At 71.5% G+C, this 13,113-nt stretch carries 10 protein-coding genes; 4 read left to right on the forward strand and 6 right to left on the reverse strand.

All coding sequences use genetic code 11. The annotated features are described in order from the left end of the window. Positions 1–68: 68 nt before the first annotated feature. On the reverse strand, positions 69–1,106 hold the full coding sequence (locus ACWC24_RS28825) for a bile acid:sodium symporter family protein (protein ID WP_450665808.1): 1,038 nt from the start codon (positions 1,104–1,106) through the stop codon (positions 69–71). Between the two features lie 142 nt (positions 1,107–1,248). On the opposite strand from ACWC24_RS28825, the gene ACWC24_RS28830 reads away from it, so the two are divergent. After that, complete coding sequence (locus tag ACWC24_RS28830) at positions 1,249–2,160, forward strand: LysR substrate-binding domain-containing protein (RefSeq protein ID WP_450665809.1); 912 nt, start codon at positions 1,249–1,251, stop codon at positions 2,158–2,160. Here ACWC24_RS28830 and ACWC24_RS28835 read toward each other — a convergent pair. Next, positions 2,135–3,115 carry an Lrp/AsnC family transcriptional regulator gene (locus ACWC24_RS28835; RefSeq protein WP_450665810.1) on the reverse strand — a complete coding sequence of 327 codons (981 nt, stop codon included), beginning with the start codon at positions 3,113–3,115 and terminating at the stop codon, positions 2,135–2,137. The genes ACWC24_RS28830 and ACWC24_RS28835 overlap by 26 nt on opposite strands. 123 nt (positions 3,116–3,238) lie before the next feature. On the opposite strand from ACWC24_RS28835, the gene ACWC24_RS28840 reads away from it, so the two are divergent. The 3 genes from ACWC24_RS28840 (at position 3,239) to ACWC24_RS28850 (ending at position 7,811) form a co-directional block, all read left to right on the forward strand. Next, the gene (locus ACWC24_RS28840) at positions 3,239–4,753 is read left to right on the forward strand and encodes an MFS transporter (RefSeq protein ID WP_450665811.1); all 1,515 of its coding nucleotides are present in this window, start codon (positions 3,239–3,241) and stop codon (positions 4,751–4,753) included. 286 nt (positions 4,754–5,039) lie between these two features. Then, on the forward strand, positions 5,040–6,866 hold the full coding sequence (locus ACWC24_RS28845) for an AMP-dependent synthetase/ligase (protein WP_450665812.1): 1,827 nt from the start codon (positions 5,040–5,042) through the stop codon (positions 6,864–6,866). 108 nt (positions 6,867–6,974) lie between these two features. Further along, complete coding sequence (locus tag ACWC24_RS28850) at positions 6,975–7,811, forward strand: aldo/keto reductase (RefSeq protein WP_450665813.1); 837 nt, start codon at positions 6,975–6,977, stop codon at positions 7,809–7,811. A 23-nt stretch (positions 7,812–7,834) separates the two neighbouring features. Here the strand turns inward: ACWC24_RS28850 and ACWC24_RS28855 are convergent, their stop codons facing one another. The 4 genes from ACWC24_RS28855 to ACWC24_RS28870 all read right to left on the reverse strand — a co-directional run bounded on the left by ACWC24_RS28855 (position 7,835) and on the right by ACWC24_RS28870 (position 13,048). After that, entirely contained in the window at positions 7,835–8,536 is a 702-nt protein-coding gene (locus tag ACWC24_RS28855; RefSeq protein WP_450665814.1) for an SDR family oxidoreductase, read from the reverse strand. A 111-nt stretch (positions 8,537–8,647) separates the two neighbouring features. Further along, complete coding sequence (locus ACWC24_RS28860; RefSeq protein ID WP_450665815.1) at positions 8,648–9,538, reverse strand: class I SAM-dependent methyltransferase; 891 nt, start codon at positions 9,536–9,538, stop codon at positions 8,648–8,650. Positions 9,539–9,700: 162 nt separating this feature from the next. Further along, positions 9,701–11,404, reverse strand: coding sequence for a glycoside hydrolase family 6 protein (locus ACWC24_RS28865; RefSeq protein WP_450665816.1), 1,704 nt, complete (start codon positions 11,402–11,404; stop codon positions 9,701–9,703). Positions 11,405–11,560: 156 nt separating this feature from the next. Then, positions 11,561–13,048, reverse strand: coding sequence for a cellulose binding domain-containing protein (locus ACWC24_RS28870; protein WP_450665817.1), 1,488 nt, complete (start codon positions 13,046–13,048; stop codon positions 11,561–11,563). Positions 13,049–13,113 lie beyond the last annotated feature (65 nt).

Genomic DNA, 13,113 nt, shown 5'->3' on the forward strand with positions numbered 1-13,113 from the left:
GACGCGAATGGTCAGACACGCCCCAGCACGGCCGGCCCCCGGCCCCAACGGGGGCGGGGCGGACGAGGTCAGCGCGAGCGGGTCGCCGTGACGGCACGGGTCCGCACCGGGGCGGCCGGCGCGGCGGCGCCGGCCGGTTCCGGGTCGTGGGCCCGGCGCTTGGCGATCACCGCGCACACCATGAGCTGCATCTGGTGGAAGAGCATCAGCGGCAGCACCGCGAGCGAGGCGTGCGCGCCGAACAGCACGCTCGCCATCGGCAGTCCGGAGGCCAGGGACTTCTTCGAACCGGCGAACTGGATGGCGATGCGGTCCTCGCGGCCGAAGCGCAGTGCCTTCGTGCCGTACCAGGTCAGCGCGAGCATCACGGCGAGCAGGACGGCCTCGACCAGGAGCAGCCCGCCGAGCCGGACCGGGCTGACCTGGTGCCAGATGCCCTGGACCATGCCCTCGCTGAACGCGGTGTAGACGACGAGGAGGATGGATCCGCGGTCCACGTGGCCGAGCGCCTTGCGGTGCCGGGCGACGAAGCCGCCGATCCAGGGGCGCAGCACCTGCCCGGCGAGGAACGGCACGAGCAACTGGAGCACGATCTTGACGACGGAGCCGGCGGAGAACCCGCCGCCGCTGCCGCCGAGCAGCGCGGCCGCCAGCAGCGGGGTGACGACGATGCCCGCGAGCGAGGAGAAGGAACCCGCGCAGATCGCGGCGGGCACGTTGCCGCGGGCCATCGAGGTGAAGGCGATCGACGACTGGATGGTGGAGGGGACCAGGGTGAGGAACAGCAGTCCCTGGTAGAGCGAGTGGGTCAGCAGCACCGGGACGAGTCCGCGGGCGGCCAGGCCCAGCAGGGGGAAGGCCACGAAGGTGCAGAGCAGGACGGTGCCGTGCAGGCGCCAGTGGCGCAGCCCTTCGAGCGCCTCGCGGGTGGACAGCCGGGCCCCGTAGAGGAAGAAGAGGAAGGCGATCGCGGCGGTGGAGGCACCCGAGGCGACGTCGGCTGCCGCTCCGCGCGCGGGCAGGAGCGCGGCGAGGCCCACCGTCCCGAGCAGCAGCAGGATGTACGGGTCGATCGGCATCCGACTCGGCCGGCGCAGGCGTTTCACGGTGCTCCACTTGCTCGTGCGTTTCGGTCCGGGGCCGCCCAGGAGGCCCCCCTCCATCCTCCTCTCCCGCTCCGTGATCGGGAATCCGTCATACCACTCTGACTGTCATCGCCTAGCGTGATAGCCGGGTACGGTGGCGGGTGTGTACGACCCCTCCCAACTGCGTACCTTCCTCGCGGTGGCGCAGACGCTGAGTTTCACGCAGGCCGCCAGGCGGCTCGGGCTGCGCCAGTCGACCGTCAGCCAGCACGTGCGGCGGCTGGAGGACGCCGCCGGCCGGACGCTGTTCACCCGGGACACGCACTCGGTGGAGCTGACCGAGGACGGCGAGGCGATGCTCGGCTTCGCGCGCCGGATCCTGGAGGTGCACGAGCAGGCGACGACGTTCTTCGCCGGCACCCGCCTGCGCGGCCGGCTGCGCTTCGGCGCGTCGGAGGACTTCGTGCTGACCCGGCTCCCGGAGATCCTGGAGGGCTTCCGGCACGACCATCCCGAGGTCGACCTGGAACTGACCGTGGAGCTGTCCGGCACGCTGCACGAGCAACTGACCGCCGGGAAGCTCGACCTGGTGCTGGCCAAGCGGCGCCCGGGGGACCCGCGCGGCGAGCTGGTGTGGCGCGACGAACTGGTGTGGATCGGCGCGCAGCGGCTGCGCCTGGACCCCGACCGTCCGGTGCCGCTGATCGTCTACCCGCCGCCGGGGATCACCCGGGCCCTCGCCTTCGAGGCGCTTCAGCGCCAGGGGCGGGCCTGGCGCGTCGCGTGCACCAGCGGCAGCCTCAACGGGCTGATCGCGGCGGCGAGGGCGGGGCTGGGCGTGATGGCGCACTCGCGGGGACTGGTCCCGCCGGGTCTGGTGCCGGTGCCGGAGCGGGCAGGCCTGCCGGAACTGGGCCGCGTCGAGTTCGTCCTGGTGCACGGCCGACGGCGGACGGCGGCGCAGGGCCCGGCGGACGCGCTGGCCGCGGCGGTCCTCGGCGGCGGGGACCGGCTGCACCGCCGCTGGCGCGGGCCGCGCGAGGAGCGCCCTAGCGCGACGGAAGCGGATACGTGAGCTGCTTGACCCGGCGCAGGAACGGCGTCGTCTCCACGTGCCGGACCCCCTCCAGCCGGCCGAGCGGACCGCTCAGATAGGCGTACAGGTCCGCCGTGTTCCTGGTCAGGACGGTGGCGACGATGTTCGAGGGGCCGGCGGTCGCGGAGACGTGGGCGATCTCCCGGTGGGCGGCGAGCGCCTCGCCGACCCGGTGCAGGGCCGCGGGGGCGGTGGTGATCCACAGGACGGCGGCGACGGAACGGCCGAAGATCTCCGAGTCGTACTCGATGTCGATGTACACCGCGCCGGAGGCGAGCAGCGCGCCGAGACGGCGTTTGACCGCGGACTCGGAGCGACCGGTGGCACGCATGAGTTCGGGGTGGGTGGCACGTCCGTCGCGCTCCAGCACGGCCAGCAGAAGCTCGTCCTGCGGATCGATGCGGGCTTCGCCCGGCGCCGCCGGTGACGGCCGGTCGGTCAGGGCGGCGATCTGGACGTCGGTGAGGGCGCCGAGTTTGCGGACCCAGCCGTTGACGCCGCCGTAGAAGCGGTGGAGCAGTTGGTGGGCCCGGATCTCCACCACGCTCGGCGTGCGGGGCAGTTTGCCGAGCAGCAGGTCGTCGTGGTCGCCGAGGCTGCGCGGCCGGGTCAGACACAGGACCTCGGTACCGCCGGAGGCCAGTCCGATCCAGTAGGTGTCGGGCCGCTTGGCCAGCGCGTCGGCGATGGCCAGGGCGCTGTCGGGTGCGCAGCGCAGCCGCAGCATCCACTGGTCCTGGCCGAGCCTGGTGGCGTCCCGGACCGCGACGACCCGCAGTCCGCCCTCGGCGCACAGCCGGCGGTAGCGGCGGGCGACCGTCTGGTCGGAGACGCCGAGCACCGCGCCGATCCGGCTGAAGGGGGCCCGGCCGTCGGCCTCCAGCGCGGACACCAGTTGCAGATCGAGCCGGTCGATCGTGCTGGATTCCGTCACCGGAACGCCCCTCCAGGTCGGATTCCGCCGGTCGCATCCCCGTCTCCGCCGCGATCGTCCGACCGGCGGTCATCGTACGGAGGCATACGCAACCATCGCACAGGAAGTACAGGGGTGGAGGACATGCGGACATGGGGGCCGCTCACGGCGGTGTGCCTGGGCACGTTCATGCTGCTGGTGGACGTGACGATCGTGGTCGTCGCGCTGCCGGACATGGCACGGGCGCTGCACGCGTCGCTGAGTGATCTGCAATGGGTGGTCGACGGGTACGCGCTGGCGCTGGCCGCGCTGCTGCTGGGCGTCGGGGCCGCGGCCGACCTGCTGGGGCGGCGGCGGGTGCACGTGGTGGGCGTGGTGGTGTTCGCGCTGGCGTCGCTGCTGTGCGGGCTGGCGTCCGGGCCGGGCACGCTGGTGGCCGCGCGGGCCGTGCAGGGAGTGGGGGCGGCCGCGATGTTCGCGACGACGCTGCCGCTGCTCGGCTCGGTCTACCAGGGGCGGCAGCGGTCGGCGGCGCTCGGGGTGTGGGGCGCGGTGAGCGGCGCGGCCGCGGCGGTCGGGCCGGTGCTGGGCGGACTGCTCACCGAGGGGCCCGGCTGGCGCTGGATCTTCTTCGTGAACCTGCCGGTGAGCGTGGCCGCGGTGTGGCTGATGCTGCGGGTGGTGCCGGAGTCTCGGGGCCCGCGCGGGATGCGGGTCGACTGGGCGGGCACGGTCACGTTCGCCGTGTTCGCGGGCGGGACGACGTACGCCGTGGTCAGGGCCGGGACCGAGGGCTGGGGCGAGCCGCGCACGCTGGTCGCGTTCGCGCTCGCCGCGCTGGCGCTGGCCGCCTTCGTGCTGGTGGAACGGCGGGCCGCGCACCCGCTGCTGGACCTGGGGCTGCTGCGCAGGCCCGCCTTCGTGGGCGTGATGCTGGGGGCGACGGCCTTCAACGGGGTGGCGTTCGGGGTGACGCCGTACCTGTCGATCTGGATGCAGACCGTGCTGGGGATGAGTCCGGTGCGCGGCGGGCTGACACTGCTGCCGCTGACGGTGGCCGCCATGGTGGTCGCGGTGGTGGTGGGGCGGCTGCTGCACGGGGTCCCGGCGCGGCTGACCATCGGCGGCGGGCTGCTGCTGATCGGTTCGGGGGCGTTCTGCCAGGCCGTGCTGGACTCGGGTTCGGACTGGACGGCGCTGGTCCCCGGGTTCGTGCTGGTGGGTGTCGGCACCGGCTTCGTGTCGCCGACCGTGGCGGGCGCGGCCCTGGCGGCGGTGCCGGCCGAGCGGGCCGGGATGGCGGGCGGCGCGGTGAACACGGTCCGCCAGCTCGGGTACGCGCTCGGCGTCGCCGTCTTCGGCACCCTGGTGACCTCCCGGATGGCCGACACGCTGCCGCAGGAGGCGGCGCACACGCTGGCGGGCGGCGGGGCGGGGGCCCTGCGGGGCGCGTTCCCCGAGCACACGCTGCGTTCGGCCTTCGCCTCCGGGCTCGACACGGCGCTCGTGGCGGCCGGTTTCGCGGGCCTGGCGGCCGGTGCCCTGGTGCTGCTGCTGGTGCGTTCCCCGGCCGCGGAACGGACCGCTCCGCACGGGTCCGCCGAGCCGGCGCCGGCCGGACAGGCCCCGGCCGGACGGACCACGGCCCCCCGCGGCTGACCGCCTCCGCCCGAAGGACCGGGGAGCCCCGCCGAACCCCGCACCGGGGCCCGGCGGGGCTCCCCGAGGGTCGTTCAACGTCGTACAGATTCAGTGGAGATTACGGTCGAGAAACTTACTCAACCGTCAGGTTTGTGTCCGGTCCTCCCCGCTATCGACTCTTTTCTCCTCCCCCGGTCCGGGTGGAAACCGCCCCCGTCCGGCTTCCCGCCCCCTCCCTGCCCGGCGTTCGGTGGGGTAGCTTTCACGGCGCTGTGCGGTGCGGCACTAGAGCGGGGAGCGGGGTTTGCGCGAGTTCACCAACCCTCCGTCGGCGTCGGCACCGCCGGTCGGCGGCCTGGCCGACGTCGTCTTCCGGTATGCCGAGGAGGACCCGCTGCACATCGCGCTCGGCCGCAAGGACGAGCGGGGACAGTGGCAGGACGTGACCTCCGCCGAGTTCCGCGACGAGGTCCTCGCCCTCGCCAAGGGCCTGCTGGCCGAGGGCGTCCGCTTCGGCGACCGGGTCGCCATCATGTCCCGCACCCGCTACGAGTGGACCCAGCTCGACTTCGCGCTGTGGTCGATCGGCGCCCAGGTCGTGCCGATCTACCCGACCTCCTCGGCCGAGCAGTGCTTCTGGATGCTGTACGACGCCGAGGTGGCGGCGGCGATCGTGGAGCACGAGGACCACGCGATGACGATCGCCACCGTCATCGACCGGCTGCCGCGGCTGCGCCGGCTGTGGCAGCTCGACGCCGGCTGCGTGCCGGAGCTGTACGAGGCCGGCGCCCATCTCGACGACGAGGTGGTGCACCGGCACCGGGAGGCGGTCACCCCCGAGTCGACCGCCACGGTCATCTACACCTCGGGCACCACGGGCCGCCCCAAGGGCTGCGTCCTCTCGCACGGCAACTTCATGTTCGAGGCGGACACGGTCATCGCCCGCTGGGAGCCGGTCTTCCATTCCAGGAAGGGCGACGAGGCGGCGACCCTGCTGTTCCTGCCGCTCGCCCACGTCTTCGGCCGCATGGTGGAGATCGCCGCGATCCGCGGCCGGGTCCGTTTCGGCCACCAGCCGCAGCTCAACGCGTCCGCGCTGCTGCCCGACCTGGCCGCCTTCCGGCCGACCTTCATCCTCGCCGTGCCGTACATCTTCGAGAAGGTGTTCAACGCGGCCCGCCGCAAGGCGGAGAAGGACGGCAAGTCCGGCCCGTTCGAGAAGGCCGTCGAGGTGGCGGTGAAGTACGCCGAGGCCCTGGAGAACAAGGCCTGGGGCCTGGGGCCCGGCCCCTCGGCGGCCCTGCGCGTGCAGCACCAGTTCTTCGACAAGCTCGTCTACGCCAAGGTGCGCGCCGCGATGGGCGGCCGCATCCGCAACGCGATGTCGGGCGGTTCCGCGATGGACCGGCGCCTCGGCCTGTTCTTCGCGGGCGCGGGGGTGCAGATCTACGAGGGCTACGGGCTCACCGAGTCGACCGCCGCAGCGACCGCCAACCCGCCCGAGCAGACCCGTTACGGCACCGTCGGCCAGGCCGTCCCGGGCGTGAGCGTGCACATCGCGGACGACGGCGAGATCTGGCTGAACGGCGCCAACGTCTTCCAGGGCTACCTCAACAACCCCAAGGCCACCGACGAGTCCCTGCACGACGGCTGGCTGGCCACCGGCGACCTGGGCTCCCTGGACGAGGACGGCTACCTCACCATCACCGGGCGCAAGAAGGAGATCCTGGTGACCTCGGGCGGCAAGAGCGTCTCCCCCGGGGTGCTGGAGGAACGCGTCCGCGACCACCCGCTGGTCAACCAGTGCATCGTCGTCGGCAACGACCGCCCCTACATCGCGGCCCTGGTCACCCTCGACGAGGAGGCCGTGGAGCACTGGCTCCAGATGAGCGGAAGGGCGCTGCCGCCCCCGGCCGAGCTGGTGCGTGACGCGGACCTGGAGACCGAGGTGCGGCGGGCGGTGGTCGCGGCGAACACCCTCGTCTCGCAGGCCGAGTCGATCCGCACCTTCCGGATCCTGGCCCAGCCGTTCACCGAGGAGCACGGACTGCTCACCCCGTCGCTGAAACTCAAGCGCAAGGCGATCGAGAAGGCCTACGCCGAAGAGGTCGAGGCCCTTTACCACGCCTGAGCCGTTCCCCGGCGGTTCGGACGGATTCCCTCGTCAGGAATGCATCACGGCCCGTGATCGTTGACGATGGGAGTACCACTTGACGGACAACCGAAGGATCAAGAGCTCGTGAGCAGCAAGGTCCCCCCGATCATCCTCAACAACGGCGTCGAGATGCCCCAGCTGGGCTTCGGGGTCTGGCAGGTGCCGGACGCCGAGGCGGAGCAGGCGGTCGCCACCGCGCTGGAGGCCGGGTACCGCAGCATCGACACAGCGGCGATCTACGGCAACGAAGAGGGCACCGGCAAGGCCATCGCGGCGGCCGGCATCCCCCGCGAGGACGTCTTCGTCACCACCAAGCTCTGGAACAGCGACCAGGGGTACGACGCGACGCTGCGCGCGTTCGACACCTCCCTGGGCAAGCTGGGGCTGGACTACCTCGACCTGTACCTCATCCACTGGCCGCTGCCGTCCCGGAACACGTACGTCGACACCTACAAGGCGCTCGAGAAGCTCCACTCGGACGGCCGGGTGCGGGCCATCGGCGTCTCCAACTTCCTGCCGGAGTACCTGGAGCGGCTGATCTCGGAGACCTCGGTCATCCCCGCGGTCAACCAGATCGAGCTGCACCCCTACCTCCAGCAGCACGCCCCGCGCGAGTTCCACGCGCAGCAGGGCATCGCCACCGAGGCCTGGTCGCCGCTCGGCCAGGGCAAGGGCCTGCTGGAGGTCCCGGCGATCGTCGCCATCGCCCAGAAGCACAACCGCACCCCGGCCCAGGTCGTGCTGCGCTGGCACCTCCAGCTCGGCAACGTCGTGATCCCCAAGTCCGTGACGCCGTCCCGGATCAAGGAGAACATCGACGTGTTCGACTTCAGCCTGGACGCCGAGGACCTCGCGGCGATCAGCGCGCTGAACGAGGACCGCCGGATCGGTCCCGACCCGGCGGTGTTCGACATCGGCTGACCTGACCTGACCTGTCGGTCGGGTCAGTTGGGCTGTCCGAGCGGTCGTACGACGACGGTGTTCACATCGACCCCGTACGGCTGCCGGACGGCCCAGACGACCGAGTCGGCGATCTGGTCGGCGGTGAGCAGGTTCCCGGGCGGCAGCGAGCCGTAGCCGTCCCAGAACGGGGTCTCCACCCGGCCGGGCGCGACCAGGGTCACGCCGACGCCGAACTCCGTGACCTGGCGCCGGGTGTTCTCCGCGAGGCCGGTCACCGCCCACTTCGTCGCGCCGTAGAAATTGCCCGGCGTGGGCACGAACCCGGCGACGCTGCCGATCAGCACGATCCGGCCCCGGGTCTCCTTCAGCGCGTCGATCGAGGCCCTGATCAGCAGGGCGGGCCCCAGCACATTGGTGAGGACCATCTCGGTCCAGCCGGCAGGGTCGCCGTCCGCGACCGCGTCGTGGGTGGCGATGCCGGCGTTGGCGACGACGGTGTCCAGCCGGCCCCAGGTCTTGACCGTGGTCTCGACGGCCGCCTGGATCTGCGCGTAGTCCGCCGCATCCCCGACCAGGGTCAACAGGCCCTCCGGACGGCCAAGTTCCTCGGCGAACTGGTTCAGCCGCCGTTCGCCGCGGCCGGTGACGGCCACTCGCTGCCCGTCGTCCAGCAGCCGCCGCGCGACCGCGGCGCCGATGCCGCTGCCGCCTCCGGTGATGAGCGTGACCGGAGAGTCGGTCATGGTTGCCCCCTGCGTCTCTGCGTCCCTGTGAACGACGGGGAGTCCATCACTTGAAGTGCTCTCGAAGTCAAGCGCGGCCGCCACGGACGTCGCTCGGCCCCACAGGTGTCGCTACGCGGGCCGCACCGCCGTGTACACGGTGTGCGCCGCCAGCACGAACACGTCCGGCCGGCGGTGCACGCCCGCCTCGTCGTCCGGGTCGAGCAGCCGGTCGAGGACGGTCAGGTCCTCGGTGTCGATCTCCTCGGCACAGGCCTCGCGCAGCCAGGACAGGGACGTGGCCACATAGGCGCGGGCCTGCTCGGACGCGGGCGCGGGCAGGTCCAGCAGGAAGGTACGGGTGCCGGTGTGCTCCAGGCCCGCGGCGGCCAGCAGCGCGGGCCAGTCCTCGCACCCGGCGACGGCCCCCGGCAGAGCGGCGCGCATCCGCTCGAACCACGCCGCCAGCACCCCGTCCAGCCGCGACTGGAGTCCGGAACGGCCGAGGCCCAGGTCGCGCGGCAGACAGCGGGCGGGCAGCCCGCCCTCCATCAGCGCCAGCGTCCCGCCCGGTGCCAGCCGGTCGGCGAAGGCGGTGAGGGCGGCGCCCTGGTCGCCGATGTGGTGCAGGCTGCGGGCCGCCCACAGCAGGTCGGCCGGACCGTCCGTCTCGGCCAGTACGGACGGGAGATCACCGGCCAGGGTGTCGAAGCGGTCCGCGAGACCGAGTCCGGCCGCGCGCTGCCGGGCCCGCTCCAGCAGCGGGGCGGCGGCGTCCACGGCCACCACCCGAGCGCCCGGGAACGTCTGGGCGAACCGGCAGGAGACGACTCCGGGCCCGCTGCCCGCGTCGACGATCAGTGCGGGCTCGGCCACCTGCTCCCCGAGCCAGGCCAGGATCTGGGTGTACAGCGGCGCGAACAGTTCCGCCTGGGCCTCCAGCGGTTCGGCCATCTCGGCCCAGTCCAGGTCGGAGCCGGGTGCGTCCTCGCCGTGACCGTGGTGATGGTGGTGGTGCGCCATGGAAGTCAGCCTCTCGTCCGGTAGCCGTCGGCGTGCGCCGACACACCGCGCGACGGCCGCTTCCGTTGCCGGGACGGCGTCGGACAGGGAGCGGGAAACCGCGGGCGTTCCGCAGGGACCGGCCCCTGGAGGAGGCCGGCCCCGGCGGAGCGCGTCAGCGCGTCACAGCGCCGGGTAGGCGTTCTGCATCAGCTGCTGGAACTGGGCGGAGAACCAGTGCCCGGACAGCGGCGCGTTCGGCAGGGCACCCGACATGCTGTTGCCGTTGCGGGCGTTGCCCGTGTAGGTCGGGTCGCACATCCGGTCGAAGCCCTTGCCCTCGTCGTTCGCGATGGCGCTGCTGGAGCCGTCGGACTCACCCGGCGGCTTCATCCACACGTACGCGTCGATCCCGGCCGCCGGGGCCGCCTGCGGCCGCTCGCCGAGACCGGCTCCGGACTGGTTGCACCAGTTGCCGATGTGGATGCGGCGGTCGTAGCGGCCGCCGTCGACGTAGGTGTCCACGCTGGTCGTGGCGCCGGGTCCGGTGGGCCGGGCGGTGCCGCCCCAGCCGTTCCTGGAGGTGTCGATCAGCATGCCGATACCGGAGTTGAAGCCCACCGAGACCAACTGGGTGCGGAACGCCTGCGCGTACGACAGCTCGTCCACGTACCGGTTCCAGTCGACCCACTTCGACTGGCGTACGGAGGTGCCGTTGACGGTGTCGTTGATGGTGAAGTTGTTCTCCTTCAGGGCGCTGTAGTTGGCCGTGTTGGTGATGAAGCCGTGCACGTCGGCGACGGTGGCGCCCTCGGCGTTGGCGGCCTGGTAGAAGAGCTGGGCGGACGGGGCGAAGTTGTCGTCCCAGCCGAGCCAGCCGTGGTGGCCTGCGTCGATGTAGTTGTAGACGTTGGGGATCGCGCCGAGCTTGTTCAGCGCGTAGCCGACGCCCTTCACGTAGTTGCCGTTGGCGAGCATGGTGTCGCAGGCGGGCGTGGCGGTGGCCTTGCTGCCGGTGTTGGTGACGAGGTTGGGCAGCGAGTCGATCTCGATGGTGGTGACGATCCGCAGCGAGGCGTACTTCGAGTCGGCCAGGATCGCCGCGATCGGGTCGATGAACTGCGTCTTGTACTTGTCGATCTCCGTCGGGCCGAGTTCGCCGTTGGAGGCCAGGGCCGCGCAGTCACGTCCGGGCAGGTCGTAGATGACCAGCTGGACGACCTCCTCGCCGGTGCCCTTCTGGGCGAGCGCCGCGTCGAGGTGGGCCCGCAGGCCCATGCTCCCGCTCGCGCCCGCGATGGCGGCGATGCGGTCGAGCCAGACGCCGGTGGGCTGGTTGGAGATCCGGCTGCCGCCGGTCTCCGCCGCGGCCTTCGCCGACCATTCGGGGTTCACGTACACCTTGGCGCCGGCGTAGGGGTTGTCGACCTTGCCGGACGGATCGGTGCCTCCGCCGCCCCCGCCGCCTCCGCTGCCGCCGTCGACGTTGCAGGTCACGCCGTCGAGGGTGAAGGTGGTCGGCAGTGCGTTGGTGCCGCTGTAGGAGGCCTGGAAGCCGAAGCTGACCGAACCGCCGGTCGCCAGCGTCCCGTTGTAGCTCTCGTTGTTGGCGGTGACGGCGGTCCCGCTCTGGGTGATCTTCGCGTTCCAGCCGTTGGTGATCTTCTGGTTGCCGGCGTAGGCCCACTTCACCGCCCAACTGCTCTTGGCGGCGCTGTTGTTGGTGACGGTCACGTTGGCGGTGAAGCCCGTGTCCCACTGGTTCTGCACCGAATAGGCGACGGTACAGGGGACGGCGGCGGACGCGGGAGCGGCCGTGACGGCCGCTCCGGTGGCGCCGGCGATCAGCGCCAGTGCGGCGAGTACCGCTGTTCTGCTACGGCTCATGAGTGCGGGTTCCTTCTGTGGTGTTCCGTGATGGGTTGCGTGATGGGTTGTGTGATCGATTGCGCGATGGAACGCGTGACGGATTGCGCGGTGGTACGCGTGACGGATTGCGCGTTGAGAGGTGCGGTGGAGCGTGTGCCGGACGTGTGTGACCGATCAGCCGTTCAAGGCGCGCAGATGGTCGCGCAGCCCGGCTCCGTACGACGTGGGTGTGCCGTCGTACGCGGAGATGAGGGACGGGCCCGAGGAGCAGTCCCAGGTGTTCCAGGTCCAGCCCAGATAGGACAGACCGTGTGCGTCGAACCAGTTCATGACCTGGTCGACGAACGCGTGCGAGCAGGTGTTCTCGCCGATCTCCCCTGCCACCAGCGGCACTTGGGCGGCGACCGGAGCGAGCGTGGAGTTCCAGCAGCTCTCGCTCGCGCAGGTGTTGAAGTTGTACACGTGGTAGGCGGCGGCGAGATTGCCCGCCGGGTCGGTGGGCCGGTAGGTGAGCCACTGGCTCAGGTCGTTGGAGTAGGCGAGCCCGCCGGCCAGGACCAGGTTGTTCGCGCCGGCGCCGCGTACGGCGTCGACCAGGTCCTGCATTCCGGCCGCTTCGTAGCCGATGCCGGGACAGCTGCCGCCGTCGCGCCAGCACTGCCACGCCTGGGTGGTCGTGGCGGTGGCCCGGTCCGGATAGGGCTCGTTGAACAGGTCGAACGCGACGGCCGGGTCGGCCTTGAAGGTGCTCGCCACCGAGGACCAGAACGCGGGCGAGTACTGCATGTCGGGCATCGGCTTCTGGCAGGTGGCGTGGACGTCCGAGCAGCCCGCCGAGTTGCCGGTGTACTGCCCGTAGGTCCAGTGGAGTTCGACGACCGGCGTCATGCCGTGCGCCTCGACCCGGGCCACCAGGTCCTTCACCGCGCTGATGTAGTTGGCCCCGGAGTACTGGGATTTGACGTTGGACAGGCCGAGCCAGCACTCCTCGTTCAGCGGGATCCGGACGGTGTTGGCCTTCCAGTCGGCGATCGCCTTGATCGCGGCGTCGTCGACCGGGCCGTCCCAGATGCCGTATCCCTGCACGCACATGAACTCGCCGCCGGAGCGGTTGACGCCGAGCAGCCGGCGGGTGCCGCCGGAGGCGTCGACGAGCCTGTTCCCGGAGACGTGCAGTGCGGGCGCCGTGCCGTCCGAGGGCGGCTCGGTGGGGGTCGGGGTCGGCGTGGGCGTGGGTGACGGCTCCGCGTCGGCGTTGCACGTGGTGCCGTTGAGCTTGAACGTGGCCGGTGGGGTGTTGCTGCCCGACCAGGAGGCGATGAATCCGGCGCTGACGCTCGCGCCGGTACCGAGGGATCCGTTGTAGCTCTCGTTCGTGGCGGTGACGGTCGTACCGGACTGGGACCACTTGGCGTTCCAGCCCTGGGTGACCTTCTGGCCGCCGGCGAAGTCGAAGGAGAGACTCCAACTGCTCACCGCGGCGGTGTTGTTGGTGATGCTCACGGTGCCCTGGAAGCCGGAGTCCCACTGACTGACGACGGAGTACTGCACCGTGCACGCCGGCGTGGCCGCCTGCGCCGTGACGACCGGTACGACCGCTGCCCCGATGAGGGCGATCGCTCCGGCCACGACTAAAAGACCTGAACGCGGGGGGTGTCGCATGAGCGACTCCTTGCAGCTCGGGCGCGTCGTGACGGACGCGTCGACTGTTGGAATCGCTCCCACTG

It is taken from the genome of Streptomyces sp. NPDC001443, assembly GCF_053597355.1.